Source organism: Streptomyces sp. SID5785 (assembly GCF_009870065.1).
Taxonomy (GTDB): domain Bacteria; phylum Actinomycetota; class Actinomycetes; order Streptomycetales; family Streptomycetaceae; genus Streptomyces.
This window is the reverse complement of the sequence record NZ_WWIA01001059.1, coordinates 1-18,279: the sequence shown is the minus strand read 5'-3', so window position 1 is coordinate 18,279 and position 18,279 is coordinate 1. Positions and strand designations below refer to the sequence as shown.

Below are 18,279 nucleotides of genomic sequence, written 5' to 3'. Positions count from 1 at the left end.
TGCCACCTCGGTCGGTGTCGGTCTGACGATCGCGGGCCTGTTCGGGCTGGCGGCCGGGGTGCCCGCGGGGCGTGCCTCGGACCGCTGGGGCCGGCGGCCGGTGCTCACGGCGTTGTGGACCGGCTGCGGACTGACGCTGGCCGCGTACACCGTGATCGGCTCGTACGCGGCGTTCCTGGCGACCGCGATCGCCTACGCGGCGCTGAGCCAGGCGAGCATGGGCGTGCGCAACGCGCTCTACGCGGACGTGCTGCCGCCCGCGACCCGGGTGGAGGGCCGGGCGCACCTGCGGATGGTGACCAATGTCGGCATGGGGGTCGGCGGCGGGTTCGGGGCGCTCGCCCTGCAGTGGGACAGCCGGGCCGGGTACACGACGCTGATCCTGCTGGACGCGGTCGCGTTCGCCGGGTCGGCGCTGATGGTGCTGCGGCTGCCGGGCACCGCGGGACGGCGGCCCGCCGAGGACACCCCGGCCGGCAGCCGCTGGCGCGCGGTGCGCGATCTGCCGTTCCTCGCGGTGACCTGCTGCAATGCCGTACTGGCGTTGCAGTACGGCCTGTTGGAGGTGGGGCTGCCGCTGTGGATCGTCGAGCACACGGACGCCCCACGCTGGTCGGCGGCCCTGCTGATGATCCTCAACTGCGTGCTGGTGGCGCTGCTCCAGGTGCGGGCGACGCGGGGCGTGACGGACCTGGCGCGTGCGGTCCGGGCGATGCGGCGCTCGGGACTGCTGCTCGTCCCGGCCTGCGCGGCGTTCGCCGCGGCGGCCGGTCTCGGTCCTGCGGCGGCGCTCGCGGTGCTGGTGGCGGGCGCGGTGCTCCAGGTGTTCGCCGAGATCCTGTCGGCGGCGGGCGGCTGGACGGTCGGCTACGGCCTGGCGGACGCCCGCGCGCAGGGCGTCTACCAGGGCGTGTTCAACTCGGGGCAGGCCGCCGCGACGATGGCCGCGCCCGCGCTGGTGACGGTGACCGCGATCGAGCACGGCCCGGTCGGCTGGACCGTGCTCGCGGTGCTGTTCGTCGGGGCGGGGCTGGCGACCGGCCCCGCGGTGCGGCTGGCCCGGCGGGACGACTGGCGCGGCGAGTGACGCCGGAACGCGCGGCGCCGCCGGGCCTGCCCCGTGCTCAGCGCGGGTCGCGACCGCTCAGCGCCAGCGCGCGGGTGAACGCGGTGGCGCCGTCGGCCGGAGGGACGGCCTCGGCGAATCCCTCGTACTGGCGGTACGTCGCGGCGTTGTCGGTCACGACGTCGAGGACCAGCCGGCCGGTGGCGTCGGAGACCTTGAAGTCCTGCCCGGTGGCGCGGGCCACGTCCCAGCCGTGCAAGGCCAGTTCGAGCAGGAGCAGGGAGGCGACCTCGGGCGCCGCCTGGCGGGCGAACCCCAGGTCGATCTCGCCCTCCCACACCGCGGGCCCGGCCCAGGCGGCGACGGCGATGTCGAGCCGGGCGGCGAAGTCCGCGGCCCAGCCGGGGTCGGCGGTGAAGTCGCGGGCGGTCAGCGCGTCGGGCAGCGGGGTGCGCAGCGCACGGTGCTCCAGGCCGTGGGCGCCGTGGAGCACCCAGTGGTTCACCAGCGTGCGCACGTCCCAGCCGGCGCAGCCGGAGGGCGCGCCGAGCCGCTCGGGACCGACGCCCGCCGCGACCCGGGCGGACTCGGCGGCACACTCGGTCAGGGACGGGTGCAGGTTCTCGCGTCGCAGTTCGGTGTCCATGTCCACGACGGTACGGACGCGGCGGGGGCCGCGGCTTGAACAAACGCGACAGTGCCGGTGCGGTCAGCCGGCGGCGCGTGCGTTGACGGCCGCGACGAGCACGTCGACGGGGGTCGCGCCGGGCGGCTGAGCGTCCCGCGCGGCCTGTGCGGCCCTTTCCTGGAGGACGTCGTTGACCGGGGTCGGCACCCCGTGCAACCGGCCGAGCAGGGCGATCTCGCCGTTCAGGTAGTAGGTCTCGATGGTGCCGGTGCCGCGCAGCAGCGACTGCCAGGACGAACCGCCGCCGCGCGGGGCGCCCTCGAAGGGTTCGAGCCGGATCCGGTCCCCGCGCACCCGGCGCTCCTCCTCCTGGTCCGCGTACGGGACGCCGGCGGCGGCCAGGACGGCCTCGCCCTCGGCGCGGGCCCGGGCGAACAGGGACCGTCCGGCGTCGGAGTCGATGACGCCGGAGACCGCCTCGATCGCGTTGGCGAGATTGGCCAGGAGCTTGGCGTACTTGAAGCGCATGACGTCGTCCACGACCGGTGCGTCGAACCGGGAGCTGCCGAGCGCGGCGGCGATCTCGTGCGTGGTGGCGTCGGCGCCGGACGGGTAGCGGCCGAGGTGCAGGATGCCGGTGAGGGGGGTGCCGTCGGCGCGGACGACGCCCGGTTCGACGAAGCTCGCGGGCAGCCACACGCACATGGCGTGCACGTGCGCGAAGACCCGCAGCGCGAGGCGTTCGCTCTCGACGCCGTTCTGCGCGCACACCAGCGGGAGCCTGGCGGCGGCGGTGCCGCCGCCCGCGACGGGCCGGCCGGCCCAGGCGCCGAGCGCCGCGGTGGTGTCCTGGGTCTTCACGGCGAGCACGAGGACGTCGTCGGCGCGCAGGGTGCCGAGCTCCTCGGGCCCGGCCACGACGGGGGGCCGCACGGTGTGGACCCCGTCCGGGGTCTGCAGCCGCAGGCCGTGGGCCCGCAGCGCCTCGTACTGGCTGCCGCGTGCGACGAGCACGACCTCGTGTCCGGATCCGGCCAGCCGCCCGCCCAGGGCGCCGCCGATCGCACCTGCTCCGATGATGACGTAGCGCATGGGGCGAGCCTTTCACGCCTGCTCGGTGAGCTCCACGAGCTTGCTGACGGTGTTCCAGTTCCGGCTGGTCGCGATCAGGCCCTTGGTGAGGGCGGGCGCGGCGAGCCGGGCGCCGAGCTTCGAGGTGCCGAGTCCGTCCGGCGCGTAGAGGTAGAGCACGCGGTCGCCGAGCCGGTAGTCCTCGGGCGCGTACGCGGCGGCGTCGACGGCGGCGAAGCGGTCCGGGGTGACGGGCTCGGAGAAGTAGGTGACGTGCAGTTGCCGCCCCTCCAGCTCGGCGGCGGGGAAGGGGCAGGCGTCGCGCACCGCGGCCAGATAGGCGTGGTCGCGCACGACGATGTCGACGGGGAAGCCGAACTCCGCGGCGACGGCCGCCTCCAGCTCGCGCGCGAGGGCGTCCTCGTCGCGGGCGGCGGAGCTGAACGCCGCGTTGCCGCTCTGCAGGTAGGTCTGTACGCCGGTGTGCCCGAGCCCCTCGATGAGCGGGCGCAGCCGCGCCATCGGGACCTTCTTCGCCTTGACCGAGCCGCCGACGTTGATGCCGCGCAGCAGGGCCGCGTATCGCGTGATCGCCATGGCCACACCATAGGACGACCGCCGCGCCCCGTGGGGGTGAGCGCGGCGGTCGCCGGTCGGGGGTCGCCCGGTGTTACTCGACGATCTTCAGGAGCTTGTTCGGGGTGCCCTCGGTCGCGTTGGAGATGGCGTCCGGGGTGGCCCCGTCGGTCAGCGCCTTGGCGACGTCGGCCGGGGAGGCGTCCTGGTGGCCCGCGAGGTAGACGGCGGCGGCGCCGACGACGTGCGGGGTCGCCATGGAGGTGCCCGAGATGGTGTTGGTGGCGTCGTCGCCCGTGTTCCAGTCGGACGTGATGTCCGAGCCGGGGGCGTAGATGTCCACGGTCTCACCGTAGTTGGAGAAGTCCGACTGCTCGTCGTCCTTCGTGGAGGAGGCGACCGTGATGGCCTCGGGGACGCGGGCGGGCGAGCTCTGCGACGCGTCGGAGGACTCGTTGCCTGCGGCGACGGCGTACGTGACGCCGGACGCGATGGACTTCTGGACGGCGGCGTCGAGCGCCTCGTCCACACCGCCGCCGAGCGACATGTTGGCGACCGAGGGGCCCTGGTGGTTCTCGGTGACCCAGTCGATGCCGGCGACGACCTGCTCGGTGGTGCCGGAGCCCTGGTCGTCGAGGACGCGGACGGCGACGATCTTCGCCTTCTTGGCGACGCCGTGGGCCTCGCCGGCGATGGTGCCGGCGACGTGCGTGCCGTGCCCGTTGCCGTCGTCGGCGCTGTCGTCGTTGTCGACGGCGTCGAAGCCGGAGGAGGCGCGGCCGCCGAAGTCCTGGTGGCTGATGCGGACGCCGGTGTCGATGACGTACGCCGTGACACCCTCGCCGGCGCTGTCCGGGTAGGTGTACTTGCCGTCGCCCGCGGTGTCCGCCTGGTCGATGCGGTCCAGGCCCCACGACGGCGGGTTGTCCTGGGTCTCGTTGATGTGGAACTTCTTGTTCTGGACGACCTTGGCGACGGACTTGTCGGCGGCGAGGCGCTTGGCCTCGGTCTCCGAGAGGCCCTTGACCGAGAAGCCGTTGACGGCGGACCGGTAGTTCCGCTTCAGGGTGCCGCCGTACTCCTTCGCCAGGTCCTTCTTGGCGTCGGTGTTCGCCTTCTGGTCGAGCAGCACGATGTAGCTGCCGGACACGGCGCCCTGGGCGTCGAGGCCGTAGACCTTGCCCTCGGCGGGAGCGGCTGCGCCGGCGAAGCCGCCCGTGAGGACGGTGACGCCCACGGCGGTGGCCGCGGTGGCTATGGCAGCAGTCAGCTTGAGCGAGCGGGCACGCTTGTGAGTTGCCATGAAGAGGGGTCTCCTCGTGGTGTGTGTGGGGGGATATGAAGTTCTACGCGCGTGGGGGCGCGCATATTCATGCAACCTCCGTCAATCTCCGGAAGATGTCCGGGGGTTGGGACGAAACCCTGTCCGATTGACGCGACCAGATCAAGACCTACATACACCTGTGACTTGTTCAACAAGCTTCTGTAATAACAAAAGGCGCAGAACGCCCATGAGGTGGCTGATGCCCGCCCCTATAGGTGTAAGGGGCCCGCGTCATCCTCGGCGGGGACCCGGACCGCCCGGAGGGAGGAGCAGGGACGGACCGCACTCATCGGACAGCACGACGCAACGCGCTTATCCCGCCCATACCTTCGATGGCGGAGGTGACCTCATGGCGAGGAACGGGGAAGGGCGGGCCCGCGGCATCGCGGCCCGGGCGGGGGGCTGGAGCGTCCGGCACCGATGGGCGGCGGTGGGCGTCTGGGTGCTGTTCGTCGTCGTCGCGACGGTGCTCGGATCCGCGGCCGGCCGCGTCGACGTCTCGGACGGCGACCAGCTCGGCGGCGAGACGGGCAGGGCCGCGAAGATCGTGGAGAGCGCGGGCATCGACGAACCGGCCGGGGAGACCGTGCTCGTCCAGAGCCGGGACGGCCGGCTCGCGGCGACGGCACCGGAGTTCAGGACGGCCGTCGCGGACGTCGTCCGGGCGGTCGAGGGGACCGGCGCCGTCACCCACGTGCGCTCCCCCTACGCGGCGGGGCAGGGCACGGTGTCGCGGGACGGCCGCACGGCGCTCGTCCGGTTCGACATGCGCGGCGATCCCGACACGGCGGCCGACCGCGTCGAGCCGGTCCTGGACGCGGTCGCCGGCGTCGCGGCACGGCACGACGCGCTGCGGATCGAGGAGATCGGCGGCGCCAGCATGGGCAGGACCTTCGACGACGCGTTCGGCGACGACTTCCGGCGGGCCGAGTACTCGGCGGTGCCGGTCGCGCTCGGCATCCTGCTCATCGCGTTCGGCGCGCTCGTCGCCGCCCTGCTGCCCGTGGCCCTCGCCGTCACGGCGATCGTCGCGACGACGGGCCTGATGGGACTCGTCAGCCATCTGCAGCCGATGAGCGAGACCGCCGACTCGGTGATGCTCCTGGTCGGGCTGGCCGTCGGGGTCGACTACTGCCTGTTCTACCTGCGGCGCGAGCGGGAGGAACGGCTCAAGGGGCACGACGCCCGGACCGCCCTCGAGATCGCCGCGGCCACCAGCGGGCGGGCCGTCGTCGTCTCCGGCGTCACGGTCTGCGTGGCGATGGCGGGCATGCTCTTCACCGGTCTCGCCGAGTTCCAGGCGATGGGACTGGCCTCCCTGATCGTCGTGGCCGTCGCGATGGTGGGCTCCGTCACCGTGCTGCCCGCCCTCCTCTCGCTGCTCGGCGAGCGGGTCGAGAAGGGCCGCGTCCCGTTCCTGAACCGGACCGGGCGCCGTCGCGCCGCGTCCGGCCGGAGCGCGGAGGGCGGCAGCACGGACGGCGGCAGCCGGTTCTGGTCGCGGGTGCTCACCGTCGTGCTCGCCCGGCCGGCCGTGTCGGTGGGCGTCGCCGTCGTCGCCCTGCTCGCGGTCGCCGCACCCGCGCTCGGCATGAAGACCCAGAACCTCACCCTGGACCAGGAGTTCGGTGACTCGCTGCCGATCGTGAAGACGTACGACCGCGTCAACGAGGCCTTCCCGGGCGGCTCGGACCCGGCCCGGGTCGTCGTGCGGGCGGACGACATCACGGCGCCCGGGGTGCGCTCCGCGATCGACGCGTTCCGCACCCGGGCCGTGCGTTCGGGCGCCTCGCGCGGGCCGGTCGCGGTGACGGTGCACGCCCGCGAGGACGTCGCGTTCATCGACGTACCGCTGGTGGGCGGCTCCGACCAGGACCGGGCCGAGCGCAGTCTCGCGCTGCTGCGGGACGAGGTGCGGCCGGCGACGCTGGGCGCGGTGGACGGGGTCGAGGCGCCGGTCACCGGGCAGGTCGCGGGCTCGAAGGACTTCAACGACCAGATCGTCGGCTCGGTCGTGCCGGTGTTCGTCTTCGTGGTCGTGTTCGCGTTCCTGCTGATGCTGCTGTCGTTCAGGTCCCTGACGATCGCCCTCACGTCGATCGCGCTCAACCTGCTGTCGGTGGGCGCGGCCTACGGGATTCTGGTGGCCGTCTTCCAGAACGGCTGGGGCGCCTCGCTGGTGGGCGCCGAGGGGGTCGGCGCGATCATCTCGTGGCTGCCGCTGTTCCTCTTCGTGATCCTCTTCGGCCTGTCGATGGACTACCACGTGTTCGTGGTGTCACGGATCAAGGAGGCGCGGCTCCAGGGGCGCGGCAATCTGGAGGCGATCCGGCACGGGGTCGTCACGACGGCCGGGGTGGTGACGAGCGCCGCGGTCATCATGGTCGCCGTGTTCGCCATCTTCGGGACGCTGTCGATGCAGTCCTTCAAGCAGATGGGCGTGGGTCTCGCGGCGGCCGTCCTGATCGACGCGACCGTCATCCGGGGCGTGCTGCTCCCGGCCGTGATGGCGCTGCTCGGCGAACGCAACTGGTACCTGCCGCGCGTCCTGCACCGGCTGCCCGACCTGTCGCACGAGGAGGCGGTGCCCCGGCCGGTCGCGGCCCCGCGGGACGGACACCGGGGCGAGGAGGAGCTCCGCGTCTGACGCGACGCGTCCGGGAGCCTCCTCGCCCCGCCGGATCAGGCGACGGCGGAGAGGCTCTCCGCGCGCTGCTGCTCGGCCTCCTCGAACGAGTCGAGGGTGCGCCCGAAGTCCCGGGTCGACAGCAGCAGCTTGTAGATGATGGCGAGTTCGAAGACGAGCAGCAGGGCACCGGCCGCGATGGTCGCGCCGACCACCTGGTCGATGAGCGGGCCGACGATGAAGACGGCCATCTGGAACTCGATGCCGCTCACCAGGTGCGTACGGATGCGGTGGCGCAGCATGAACGAGCGGAACCGCAGGTAGATCGGGAAGCGGCTGCGGAACTCCTGGTGCAGGTCGACGACCTGGGCCTTGCGCCGGGGCTCGTCCTCGGCGCCGGGCTCGCCGGCCGTCGCCGCGTCCGTGCCGGTGCCGGAGACGGCCGCGGCCTCGGCGAGGGCCGTGGAGCCGGCCGTGCGCTGCGGCTCGGCCGCGTCCTCGTCGCGGGCGTCCTGCGCCGCGGTGCGCAGGTCCTGCTCGATGTCCGCCTCGGGGTTCGCCCGCAGCAGGTCCTCCATGAAGGCGATGCCTGCCTCGTTCTCGGCGCGGCGGGCCGCCCGCATGCGGGTCTTGATCTGCTTGCGCATCGTGTGCCGGGTCTTGAAGATCTCCAGCGAGTTGATGTAGCGCAGTCCGTCGAGGAAGACGACGACCACGGCGAGCCACACGTAGATGAGCTCACCGGTGCGGTGGTACTGACCGGCCATGAGCGCCACGGCACAGGCCATGACGCGGATGCGGTCGAAGATGTAGTCGAGCCAGGCGCCGAAGACGGAGCCCTGACCGGTGAGTCGGGCCACCTTGCCGTCCATGCAGTCCAGGACGAAGCTCAGGTGGTAGAGGACCGCACCCGCGATCAGCCAGCGCCAGTCCCCCATGGCGAAGAAGGCGGCCGAGACGAGGCCCAGCAGCAGCGCGCCCCAGGTGATCTGGTTCGGCGTGATGCGTGTCCACCGGGCCGTCAGCCGCACGAGCGGCGTGGCCAGCGGGTCGACGAGCAGCACGGTCCACCATGCGTCGCGCTTCTTCTGGGTGATGCGACGAACCTCGCGCAACGGCGGGATCTCTCGGGGCATGGTGCCGACCATCTTTCCTCTGTTCAGAACATGTTCACCTCAAGGTAGGAATCCGGTGGGAGAAGGTACAAGAGAGGTTCCGTACAACCTTTGCCCAGAGGTAACGGTCCCATGGAATGGGCAGGTCCAGGAGAGGTGCAGGACCGCGCGCCGTTACCCGAGCGTTATGCGCCCCCGGCCGCCGCAGCCCGCAGCGGCCCTCCGCGGCGGCTCAGCGCTGGTACCTGGCCAGGACCCGGTTCCCGTCGTCGACGAGGCGGTGGCGCAGCTCGTCCGCGCCGATCGCGCCGCTGTAGTACTCCTGCAGCGCGGGCGTGGCCACCTTGTCCTTCCACTCCGGGTATCCCCGCACGGTCTGCGCCGGGGCCGGGCGCAGCTCCGCGGCGAGCGCCGTGCCGACCGCCCAGTCGTCCTTCGCGGTGCGCAGCGCCGGGTCCTTCAGCGCCTCGGTTCCGGTGGGCAGCATCCAGTCGCCGCGGGCGAGCCGCACCATGTTGTCCGGCCGCAGCAGGAAGTCGATGAACTGCGCGGCCTCCTTCTTGTGCGGGCTGTCCTCGGCGACGGACAGGGTCTGCGGGCTGACGCCCTGGGCGAGCCCGTCGGCGCCGGCGGGCGCGGGCAGCACCTGCCAGTCGAATCCCTTCGGCGCCTGCTGCACGATCTGCTGGCGGTAGGAGAACCCGAGCGGGACCATCGCGTACTTGCCCGCGAAGAAGCCGGGCAGTGTGTCCGAGCCGCCCATGCCGAGCGTCGTGCCGGAGGCACTGTGGTCGGTGTCGACCTGGTCGTGCACGGTCTTCGGGACGACGAGGTCGGCGGCGCCGAAGCGGACCGTGACCTTGCCGTCGGCGCCACGGTGGAAGAGCCGGCCGCCGGTGGACAGCGACAGGTTCAGCGTCGCCGACACGGGTTCCTTGAGCGGCCAGGCCACCCCGTAGCGGCCCTTGCCGCTGAGCTCGGCGGTGACCTCGCGGAACTCGTCCCAGGTCCACGGGTGGCCGGGCGTCGGGATGCGCACCCCGGACTTCTTCAGGAGGGTCGCGTTGGCGATCAGCACCCGCGGCTCCTGGAGGAACGGCACGCCGTACACGCCGTCGCCGAAGGTCCCCGCGTCCCAGCTGCGCTGCGGGATGCCGGACCGGAGCCGCTCGGGCAGGTACGGGCGCAGGTCCGCGAGATAGCCCCCGTACGCGAAGTCGGCGAGGTCGTCGGAGGCGTCGTGGATGATGTCGGGCGCCTCGCCGCCCTCGAACGCGGTCAGGAGCTGGTCGTGGACGCTGTCCCAGCTGCCCTGGACGTACTTGACGCGGATGTCGGGGTGGCGGGCGTTCCACTCCGCGACCAGCTCCCTGTTGGCGTCGACGGACTCCTTCTGCCAGGCCAGGGACTGGAACTCGAGGGTGACCGGGCCGCCTCCCCCGCCGTCGCCGGTGCAGCCCGCGAGCAGCAGGGCCAGCGACGCGGCGAGGGCCGTGAGCGGGGTCCTCAGACGTCGGGTGCGGGCGAACGCCCGCGTGCGGTCCGTCACTTCACCGCTCCTGCCATCAGGCCGCCGGTGATCCGCCGCTGGATCACCGAGAAGATCAGCAGCGACGGGAGCGTCGCCAGGAACGCGGCGGCGGCCAGCGGTCCGAGGTCGGCGACGCCCTCCGCGCCCAGGAAGTGGGTCAGGATCACCGGGAGCGTCTGCCGCTCCGGGCTCTTCATGAGCACCAGGGCGAAGAAGAACTCGTTCCACGCGGTGACGAACGCGAACAGCGCGGTCGCCACGATGCCGGGTGCGAGCAGCGGCGCGGTCACGGAGACGAGGATCCGCAGCCGGCTCGCCCCGTCCACGGCCGCGGCCTCCTCCAGGTCCCGCGGCACCGCCCGGACGTAGCCGACGAGCATCCACAGCGCGAAGGGCAGCGCCCACACGACGTAGACCATGATCAGGCCGGGCAGGGCGTTGATCAGGTGGAGGTTCTTGAGGATCAGGAACAGCGGGATGATCACCAGGACGAACGGGAACGCCTGGCTGACCACCACCCAGCCGGTCGCCGCCCGCGACAGGAACGAGCGGTGCCGTGCCATCACGTACGCCATCGGTGTCGCGATGACGATGGCGATCAGCGCCGCCGACACGGCCACCAGGAGCGAGTTCCCGGCGGCGCGCAGCAGCGGCTGCTCGTCGAAGGCCTGCCGGAAGTTGTCGAGGGTCGGATCCTTCGGGATCCAGGTGGGATGCAGGCTCGCCAGCTCGCGCGGCGGTTTGAACGCCGTCGAGATCAGCCACAGGAACGGGAAGGCGAGGAAGACCAGGTACCCGAGGAGCGCGAGGTACTGGCCCGCACGGGCCGGTTTCGATGTCCGCATCACTGCTCGTCGCCTCCCTTCAGGCGGCCCACGAGATAGAGGGCGAGGAGCACGGAGATCACGGCGACCATGACACAGCCCATCGCCGCCGCGTACCCGAACTGGCCGTACCGGAAGGCCTCTTCGTACGCGAAGAGCATCGGCAGCCGGGTGCGTCCGCCGGGGCCGCCGTTGGTCAGGACGTACACGAGGGCGAAGGAGTTGAAGTTCCAGATGAAGTTGAGGGCCGTGATGGCGAGGGCGACGGGACGGATCGCGGGCCAGGTCACGGTGCGGAAGCGGCGCCAGGCGCCGGCGCCGTCCATGGCGGCGGCCTCGTGCAGTTCGCGCGGGGTGTTCTGGAGTCCGGCGAGCAGCGCGACCGTGGTCTGCGGCATGCCCGCCCAGATGCCGACGACGATGACGGCGGGCAGCGCCGTGCCGAGCCCGGTCAGCCAGTCCCGGCCGTCGCCGAGGCCGAGGCTCGACAGGGTCTCGTTGAGGACACCGGCGTCGGGGTGGTAGACGAGCCGCCACATGATGCCGACGACGACCTCCGGCATGGCCCACGGGATGATCGCGAGGGCCCGGGCCAGCCAGCGGAAGCGCAGGTTCTCGTTGAGCAGCAGGGCCAGGCCCAGGGCGAGCACGAACTGCGGCACGGTCACGCCGACGGCCCACAGCAGACCGATGCGGAACGAGTCCCAGAAGAGGGTGTCGTGGAACAGGTCGCGGAAGTTCAGCGCGCCGATCCACTGGGTGGGCTCGGTGCGGCCCGACTGGGCGTCGGTGAGCGAGAGCCCGATGCCGTAGAGGAGGGGGCCGACGCTGAGCACCAGGATCGGGATGAGCGCGGGCAGGACCAGGAACCAGGCGCCCCGGTCCCGCTGCGGCCCGGCCGGGCGGACGTCCCGGCCCGCACGGCGCTCCGGCCGTTTCGCTGTGATCGCCGAGCTCACCGGTGCGACTCCTTCGGGCGGTTCGGACGGTCGTGCGGTACCCGGCCGCCCCGGCGGCCCCCGTCATGGTCCTGACAGCGTCCTGCCACGTCAAGACATACGGACGGGTGCGAGACTGAGCCGGTGCCCGGCCGCGGCCGGCCGGGTGCGCGGAACAGAAGCGCAGGAGGCTCATGATGGACGAGGCACGGGCACGGGACGTGCTGACGCGCGCGGGAGTCGTGGACGGGGCGGTGTCCGCCGCCCGACTGCTCGCCCTCGGTGAGAACGCGGTGTTCGCCGCGGGTGACCTCGTCGTCAAGGTCGGCCGGGACAGCGCCGCGGGCGGCGCCGAACTACTCGACCGGGCCCGGCGCGAGCTGGCGATCGCCGGATATCTGGCCGAGCACGGGGTGCCGGCGGTGCGCGCCGCCCGGGACGAGGTGCTCGTCGTCGACGGGCATCCGGTCACCGTGTGGCACCGCATCGCGGAGGCGGTGCGCCCGGCCGAGCCGCGCGACCTCGCCGAGCTCCTGACACTCGTGCACGCACTGCCCGCACCCCGCGCCTTCACGCTGCCGCGCCGGGAGCTGCTCGGCGGTGTCGAACGCTGGCTGCGGCTGGCCGGGGACGCGATCGACCCGGCCGACGCGGCGTATCTGCGGGAGCGGCGGGACGGTTTCGCCGAGGCCGCCGCCGCGCTCACCCCGCATCTGACGCCCGGCCCGATCCACGGGGACGCGCTGCCCCGCAATGTGCACGTCGGGCCGGACGGGCCGGTCCTCGTCGATCTGGAGACCTTCTCCGGCGACCTGCGCGAGCACGACCTCGTGGTGATGGCGCTCTCCCGGGACCGGTACGGCCTGCCCGCGGCCGCCTACGACGGATTCGTGGACGCGTACGGCTGGGACGTCCGGGAGTGGGAGGGGTGTGCGGTGCTGCGCGGGGCGCGCGAGACGGCCTCGTGTGCGTGGGTGGCCCAGCACGCGCCGAGCAATCCGGGGGCACGCGCCGAGTTCGAGCGGCGGGTCGCCTCCCTGCGGGACGGGGATCCGGCCGTGCGGTGGTACCCGTTCTGAGAGCGGCTCTCAGCGCCGGGCCTCACACACCGGACGGACTGGTCCGGTGCCCGGCCGCGCCGGAGTCCGCGGTGAGCGTGCGTATCGGCCAGACCGGGTCCACGACCGCCGTCTCGTCGCCCTTGCGTCTGAGGAACGCCTGGAAGTCCGTCGCCCACTCCTCGTACCACTCCACCTGCCGGCGGTGCAGCTCCGCGGGGCCGAGGGCCGCGACCTTGGGGTGGCGCTCGCCGAGGGCGCGGGCGAGCCGGGCGGCGGCCAGTGCGTCGGCGGAGGCGTCGTGCGCCGCGTCGAGCGTGACCCCGTACTCGGTGCAGACCGCCTCCAGATTGCGCTTGCCCCTGCGGTAGCGGTCGACGGTGCGGTCGATCGTGTACGGGTCGACGACCGGGGCCGGGTCGAAGCCGAGCCGCTCGGCCAGCGAGGGCAGCCCGTGGCGGGCGAGCTCGGCGGAGAGCAGGGTCAGGTCGAACGTCGCGTTGTACGCCACCACCGGGACGCCCGTGCGCCAGTACCCGACGAGGACCTCCGCGATCGCGTCCGCGACCCGGTCGGCCGGCGCGCCCTCGGCTCTGGCCCGCTCGTCGCTGATGCCGTGCACGGCGACGGCCTCGTCCGGGATGGGGACGCCCGGGTCCGCGAGCCACTGGCGGTGCCCGAGCACCGCGCCGTCCCTGACCTCGATGACCGCGCCGGTGACGATGCGCGCCTCGCGCGGATCGGTCCCCGTCGTCTCCAGGTCGAAGCCGATCAGCAGCTCCCGGTGCCAGCCCATGGCAGCCCCCTTCTCGTGGTGCGTTCCCCCAGTGGTCACCACCTTCGCACGGGCCACTGACAATCGGCCGGGCGCCCCGTTCCCGCCCGGCTCGGCCGGTCCCGGCGCGGCGGACCCGGGTCAGGACACGGGGCGGGCGTCCGCCCAGGCCTGCTCGAACTCGTCCCGGTACGTCACGAACAGTCCGTTCTCCCCCATGTCGGGCGAGGCGCCGGAGCGCACCACCCGGCCGCCGCCGCGCAGGACGAGCACGGGCGCCTCCATGCCACGGCTGCGCCGCAGATAGGTCTGGACGACGGCGACCCCGTCGGAGCCGTCCCCGTCGACGAGGTAGGCGGTGAAGCGCGGGGTCTCGTCGTAGACCTGGATCTCGAAGGCCCCGGGGTCGCGCAGCCGGGCGCGGACCCGGCGCATGTGCAGGATGTTCATCTCGACGGCGCGGCTCAACTCACCCCTTTTGAGCCCCAGTTCCCGCTCGCGGCGTTTGACCGCGCTCGACGCCGGGTTGAGGAACAGCAGGCGCACGCGGGATCCGGACTCCGCGAGCCGGATCAGCCGGCGGCCCGAGAAGTTCTGCACCAGCAGGTTCAGGCCTATCCCGATGGCGTCGAGGCGGCGGGCGCCCCCGAACAGGTCCTCCGCGGGGAACTGGCGCAGCAGCCGCACCCGGTCCGGGTGGACGCCGACGACGTCCGCGTACCGGTCGCCGACGAGGTCCTCGACCGCGTCGACCGGGAGCCTGCGGGCGGACGGCACGTCCGACCCGGCGCCGAGTATCTCGAGCAGGCGCGCGGAGGCCCGCTCCGCCTGGGCGAGGACGGTCTCGGACAGGGCGCGGTTGCGCGAGACCACGTTGCGCGTGACCTCCAGCTCGTCGAGGGCGAGCTCGACGTCGCGCCGGTCGTCGAAGTACGGCTCGAAGCAGGGCCAGTGCTGGACCATCAGCTCCCGCAGCTGCGGGAGCGTCAGGAACGACAGCACGTTGTCGTCGGCCGGGTCGAGGAGGTAGCCCTTGCGCCGGCTGACCTCGCGCACCGCGACCGCCCGCTGCACCCACTCCTGCCCGGCGGGCCCGGCGGCGGCGACCACCCAGTCGTCGCCGTGCACGGGCTCGTAGACGGGCCGCAGCACGGCCGCGACGACGGCGCGCAGCCGCTGCTCGACCAGGTTCAGCCAGATGTAGGCACGGCCGGCCCGCTGGGCGCGCGTGCGGACCTCGCCCCAGTCCCGCGCGTCCCAGTCCAGTTCGGGTCCGATCTGGGACGCCACGTCCATGGGCCGGGCCAGCGACACCGCTCCGGGCGGGATGTCCGCGGAGGCTGCACCCTGGCCGTCCTGGCCCTCGTGGCCCTCGTCGCCTGGGGGCAGCTCCAGCCCTCCCGAGCTCACCCGCTCCGCACCGCCTTCCGCCCCCGAGCCTGTTCGCGCCTTCCCCGGGCAACGATCAAGGAAGGGTACTCCGGGAGCGGGCGGCGGTGCAGCCCGATGCGGCCGAGAGTTTCTCAACTGCCCTCTCGGGGTGCTCCGTTCTGGTCCGCGAGGTCGCCGGGCGTGAGCGGATTCATAGCGGTCACGTCCCTGGGAGCCAGCGAGAAGCCCTGCCAGTGCACCGGCATCGGCTGCTGGTCCTCGTCCCGGGCGATGTGGTGGAACCCGATGTTGACCCACGTGATCGGGTGGGTCAGCGTCTGGCCGCCGACCCACTTGTCCACGCTCGTTCCGCCGCAGTGCGCCGAGGGGTTGTCGCTCGCGTACTGCTCGCACTTCTTGTACTCGGTGAAGTACACGTCGTGCCGTGTGAAGGAGCGCCCGGGGTACCTGCTGGAGCGGCCGGGGACGAACTCGTAGGAGCGCGGGTGCCCGTCCTTGTTCTTGCCCGCCTTGGAGACCACGCGCCACCACCGCATGTCCTTGACGTCACCGGCGAGTTCCTTGGTGACGGGGGTGCGGGTGGTCTTCGTGGTGGGCGAGCCGTCGCCGCGCGGCGGGGTCACCTTGGAGTCGTACTGCTCGACGCGGGCCTTGGGCGAGCCGTCCAGGCCGAAGTTGAGCCGCCAGAAGATGTTGTGGCTGTGGCTCTCCGCGTAGGCGCTCGCGCCCTTGCCGAGGGGCCAGCCCTTGCCGTCGGTGCCGTCGTAGTCGTACGGGGAGAGACTGCCGGTCGCGCCCACGTCGGAGGAGATGGTGCCGTCCGAGGAGAAGCGCCACTCGGTGATGTACTCGTACCAGGACGCCTTGTTGACCGTGTAGACGAGCAGGTCCTTGCCCTGGGCGCTGTAGAGCTTGCCGCTGCCGCCGGTCGACGCGTCGTCGCTGAGCCGGTACGCGTGCCCGCGCGCACGCGTGGTGGTGCACAGCCCCTTCACGTCGCCCGTGTCGGGGACCTTGACGGTCTTGATGGTGCCGCCGGGGCACTCGGCGGGCCGCAGGTTCTGCAGCGCCAGGCCGAAGTCGGTGCCCGTGATGTCGTCGTACTCGGCCTCGCCGTCGTCGTAGGGGACGTGCACCTGGGCGAGCCGGGCACTGGTGAGGACCTTGACGGGCGCGGCCTCGCCCTTGGGCTGGTAGGTGACGTCGTCGAGGACGAGGCCCGCCATCGTGTTGTAGTGCCAGCACATGCGCCAGGTGGTGCCGCCGTCGAGGGTCTGCTCGATGCGGTACGCGGCCGAGCAGGCGGGTGCTGGAGCGGCCGCGGGGGCCTTCGGCGGGGCGGCAGGGGCCGCCTGGGCGGCGGGGCCCGTGGCGAGCGCGGCGCCGAGCAGCGCGGCGACGCCGAGGCCGCTCAGGGCGAGCGCGGAGCGTCTGCGCGGTGCGGCCGTGCGGGATGCGGTGGGTGTCGCGGGCATGCGGAAGTACTCCCTCGTACGGGAAGAAGCCGGAAGGCCGGGCGGGCCGGCGGATGCGGTGGCGGCGTCGCCGCCGTGGCGGTGGGACGCGGTGGCGGCGCGGCTCAGGAGAGCCGGCCGACCGTCCTGTCGCTCAGGTCGACGACGAGGGCGCGGGTGTCGATCCACGGGCCGTTCGTGACCTTGGCGATGACGCGCAGGCAGCGGTGCGTGCCGCAACCGGCGAGCTCCGCCGGGACGTCGCGGACGGTGCCCTTGCGGAAGATCATGCCGCTGAGCTGCAGCTGCTTCGCCTCGGTGAGCTTCTTCCCGGTGGCGTCCGCGTAGTCCTCGCGCAGTCCGGCGCCGAGCTTGTCGCCGATCAGGAGCCGGGCCGCCTCGGTCAGTTCGGCCCGGCCGGGCGGCGGCTGCACACCGTGGTCGGTCGCGGTGTCCTCCACCGTGCCGGTGTCCAGGTTCACCGTCTTCGTGACGACGGTGTCGCCGCGGTAGTCGTAGGACACGACGTCGGCGCGGCGCTGGGCCGCGGCGGCGCCGGTCAGCCGCGGGTCGGTCTCCGTCAGGTTCGTCGACAGGTGCTGCGGGCCGCGGTCGCCGTCGACGTCCCGCGCGCTGCGCCGCAGGGTGTCGCTCGCCGCGGCGAGCTTCTCCGCGCGGGTGATCTCGGCGTCGGTCAGCGGATCGCGTCCGACGCCCTTCTCGCCTTCCCGGGGCGCCGCCTCGACGGTGCCCGCAGGGGCCACCGCGTCCTGCCGCGCCGCACCGGCGGCGGCGGTGTCCCCGGCCGCCCCCGCGTCGCCGGGCAGGCTCACCCCGACGGCCACGGCGGCTCCGGCGACCGCGAGGGCCGCCCCGGTCACCAGTTTCCCCAGATGGCGTCTTGCGAGCTCGCGCACATCTTCCCCCTGATTCCCCGCCGGTCCCGCCGCTCGACGGGCACCGGCCTGACGTGGTCGACCGGTAAGAGGGGCGCAACTCCGGTGTGGTTCCGTGACTTTCGGGGAGAGACTGTGCGATGTCGCCCGGGCCGCCGGGCCGCGAGCGGAAGCGTGGGTGCCATGCAGGTCTGGCCGGGACAGGCGTATCCACTGGGCGCCAGCTACGACGGCGCCGGGACGAACTTCGCGGTCTTCTCGGAAGCCGCGGACCGCATCGAGCTGTGCCTGCTGCACGACGACGGCGCGGAGACGGCCGTGGAGCTGCGCGAGGCGGACGCGTTCGTCCGGCACGCGTACCTGCCCGGGATCATGCCGGGCCAGCGCTACGGCTACCGCGTGCACGGCCCGTACGACCCGGCGCGCGGGCTGCGCTGCAACTCGGCGAAGCTGCTCCTCGACCCGTACGCGCGCGCGATCGCGGGGCGGATCGGCTGGGACCCGTCCGTCTACGGGTACCCGTTCGGCTCGCCGGACGCGCGCGACGACCGGGACTCGGCGCCGCACATGATGACCTCGGTGGTCGTCAACCCGTACTTCGACTGGGGCGACGACCGGCCGCCACGGATCCCGTACCACGAGACGGTGCTCTACGAGGCCCATGTGAAGGGCCTGACGATGACGCACCCGGGGCTGCCGCCGGAGCTGCGGGGCACGTACGCGGGGCTCGCGCACCCGGCCCTGATCGAGCACCTGACGGAGCTCGGGGTGACGGCCCTGGAGCTGATGCCGGTCCATCAGTTCGTGGACGACCACCGGCTGGTGGACGCGGGGCTGCACAACTACTGGGGCTACAACACGATCGGCTTCTTCGCCCCGCACAACACGTACGCGTCGTGGGGCGACCGGGGCGAGCAGGTCCTGGAGTTCAAGTCGGCGGTGCGCGCGCTGCACGAGGCGGGCATCGAGGTGATCCTCGACGTCGTCTACAACCACACGGCGGAG

General features: G+C 72.8%; 16 protein-coding genes. 4 read left to right on the top strand and 12 right to left on the bottom strand.

What is annotated here, in order from left to right; translation table 11 throughout:
• On the top strand, positions 1 to 1,087 hold a 1,087-nt coding region (locus GTW43_RS34275), incomplete at its 5' end, for an MFS transporter (RefSeq protein WP_161305866.1).
• Between the two features lie 37 nt (positions 1,088 to 1,124).
• Here the strand turns inward: GTW43_RS34275 and GTW43_RS34270 are convergent.
• The 4 genes from GTW43_RS34270 to GTW43_RS34255 form a co-directional block, all read right to left on the bottom strand.
• Positions 1,125 to 1,712 (bottom strand): TIGR03086 family metal-binding protein, encoded by a 588-nt coding sequence (locus GTW43_RS34270; RefSeq protein WP_161304073.1) that lies wholly within the window; start codon positions 1,710 to 1,712, stop codon positions 1,125 to 1,127.
• A 63-nt stretch (positions 1,713 to 1,775) separates the two neighbouring features.
• Positions 1,776 to 2,786, bottom strand: a complete 1,011-nt coding sequence (locus GTW43_RS34265) for a 2-dehydropantoate 2-reductase N-terminal domain-containing protein (protein ID WP_161304074.1) — start codon at positions 2,784 to 2,786, stop codon at positions 1,776 to 1,778.
• A gap of 12 nt (positions 2,787 to 2,798) precedes the next feature.
• Positions 2,799 to 3,362 carry a DUF1697 domain-containing protein gene (locus GTW43_RS34260; protein ID WP_161304075.1) on the bottom strand — a complete coding sequence of 188 codons (564 nt, stop codon included), beginning with the start codon at positions 3,360 to 3,362 and terminating at the stop codon, positions 2,799 to 2,801.
• Between the two features lie 73 nt (positions 3,363 to 3,435).
• Positions 3,436 to 4,644 carry a S8 family peptidase gene (locus GTW43_RS34255; protein WP_161305865.1) on the bottom strand — a complete coding sequence of 403 codons (1,209 nt, stop codon included), beginning with the start codon at positions 4,642 to 4,644 and terminating at the stop codon, positions 3,436 to 3,438.
• 370 nt (positions 4,645 to 5,014) lie between these two features.
• Here GTW43_RS34255 and GTW43_RS34250 point away from each other — a divergent pair, with 370 nt between their 5' ends.
• Positions 5,015 to 7,312, top strand: a complete 2,298-nt coding sequence (locus tag GTW43_RS34250; RefSeq protein WP_161305864.1) for an MMPL family transporter — start codon at positions 5,015 to 5,017, stop codon at positions 7,310 to 7,312.
• Between the two features lie 35 nt (positions 7,313 to 7,347).
• On the opposite strand, the gene GTW43_RS34245 is transcribed toward GTW43_RS34250, so the two are convergent.
• The 4 genes from GTW43_RS34245 to GTW43_RS34230 all read right to left on the bottom strand — a co-directional run bounded on the left by GTW43_RS34245 (position 7,348) and on the right by GTW43_RS34230 (position 11,627).
• Entirely contained in the window at positions 7,348 to 8,427 is a 1,080-nt protein-coding gene (locus GTW43_RS34245; protein WP_161305863.1) for a CDP-alcohol phosphatidyltransferase family protein, read from the bottom strand.
• Positions 8,428 to 8,638: 211 nt separating this feature from the next.
• Positions 8,639 to 9,916, bottom strand: coding sequence for a sugar ABC transporter substrate-binding protein (locus GTW43_RS34240; RefSeq protein WP_161305868.1), 1,278 nt, complete (start codon positions 9,914 to 9,916; stop codon positions 8,639 to 8,641).
• Positions 9,917 to 9,951: 35 nt separating this feature from the next.
• Positions 9,952 to 10,782 (bottom strand): carbohydrate ABC transporter permease, encoded by an 831-nt coding sequence (locus GTW43_RS34235; protein ID WP_161305862.1) that lies wholly within the window; start codon positions 10,780 to 10,782, stop codon positions 9,952 to 9,954.
• Positions 10,782 to 11,627 (bottom strand): sugar ABC transporter permease, encoded by an 846-nt coding sequence (locus tag GTW43_RS34230; RefSeq protein ID WP_202502303.1) that lies wholly within the window; start codon positions 11,625 to 11,627, stop codon positions 10,782 to 10,784. The genes GTW43_RS34235 and GTW43_RS34230 overlap by 1 nt, the downstream gene beginning before the upstream one ends.
• Before the next feature lie 269 nt (positions 11,628 to 11,896).
• On the opposite strand from GTW43_RS34230, the gene GTW43_RS34225 reads away from it, so the two are divergent.
• On the top strand, positions 11,897 to 12,778 hold the full coding sequence (locus GTW43_RS34225) for an aminoglycoside phosphotransferase family protein (protein ID WP_161305867.1): 882 nt from the start codon (positions 11,897 to 11,899) through the stop codon (positions 12,776 to 12,778).
• Positions 12,779 to 12,800: 22 nt separating this feature from the next.
• On the opposite strand, the gene GTW43_RS34220 is transcribed toward GTW43_RS34225, so the two are convergent.
• The 4 genes from GTW43_RS34220 to GTW43_RS34205 form a co-directional block, all read right to left on the bottom strand.
• The gene (locus tag GTW43_RS34220) at positions 12,801 to 13,553 is read right to left on the bottom strand and encodes a 3'-5' exonuclease (RefSeq protein ID WP_161305860.1); all 753 of its coding nucleotides are present in this window, start codon (positions 13,551 to 13,553) and stop codon (positions 12,801 to 12,803) included.
• Between the two features lie 120 nt (positions 13,554 to 13,673).
• Entirely contained in the window at positions 13,674 to 14,942 is a 1,269-nt protein-coding gene (locus GTW43_RS34215; RefSeq protein WP_161305859.1) for an SAV2148 family HEPN domain-containing protein, read from the bottom strand.
• Between the two features lie 113 nt (positions 14,943 to 15,055).
• Positions 15,056 to 16,399: a copper amine oxidase gene (locus tag GTW43_RS34210; protein ID WP_161305858.1), complete on the bottom strand. Its 1,344-nt coding sequence runs from the start codon at positions 16,397 to 16,399 to the stop codon at positions 15,056 to 15,058.
• A 104-nt stretch (positions 16,400 to 16,503) separates the two neighbouring features.
• Positions 16,504 to 17,295: a Tat pathway signal sequence domain protein gene (locus GTW43_RS34205; protein WP_161305857.1), complete on the bottom strand. Its 792-nt coding sequence runs from the start codon at positions 17,293 to 17,295 to the stop codon at positions 16,504 to 16,506.
• 162 nt (positions 17,296 to 17,457) lie between these two features.
• On the opposite strand from GTW43_RS34205, the gene GTW43_RS34200 reads away from it, so the two are divergent.
• Positions 17,458 to 18,279 (top strand): alpha-amylase family glycosyl hydrolase (locus GTW43_RS34200; protein ID WP_237536963.1); only part of this gene is annotated, 822 nt, incomplete at its 3' end.

Coding starts and splice junctions, on each gene's coding strand:
- GTW43_RS34265 (WP_161304074.1), bottom strand. CDS start 2,786: ATGCGCTACGTCATCATCGGAGCAGGTGCGATCGGCGGCGCCCTGGGC.
- GTW43_RS34260 (WP_161304075.1), bottom strand. CDS start 3,362: ATGGCGATCACGCGATACGCGGCCCTGCTGCGCGGCATCAACGTCGGC.
- GTW43_RS34245 (WP_161305863.1), bottom strand. CDS start 8,427: ATGCCCCGAGAGATCCCGCCGTTGCGCGAGGTTCGTCGCATCACCCAG.
- GTW43_RS34235 (WP_161305862.1), bottom strand. CDS start 10,782: ATGCGGACATCGAAACCGGCCCGTGCGGGCCAGTACCTCGCGCTCCTC.
- GTW43_RS34270 (WP_161304073.1), bottom strand. CDS start 1,712: ATGGACACCGAACTGCGACGCGAGAACCTGCACCCGTCCCTGACCGAG.
- GTW43_RS34225 (WP_161305867.1), top strand. CDS start 11,897: ATGGACGAGGCACGGGCACGGGACGTGCTGACGCGCGCGGGAGTCGTG.
- GTW43_RS34250 (WP_161305864.1), top strand. CDS start 5,015: ATGGCGAGGAACGGGGAAGGGCGGGCCCGCGGCATCGCGGCCCGGGCG.
- GTW43_RS34210 (WP_161305858.1), bottom strand. CDS start 16,399: ATGCCCGCGACACCCACCGCATCCCGCACGGCCGCACCGCGCAGACGC.
- GTW43_RS34255 (WP_161305865.1), bottom strand. CDS start 4,644: ATGGCAACTCACAAGCGTGCCCGCTCGCTCAAGCTGACTGCTGCCATA.
- GTW43_RS34220 (WP_161305860.1), bottom strand. CDS start 13,553: ATGGGCTGGCACCGGGAGCTGCTGATCGGCTTCGACCTGGAGACGACG.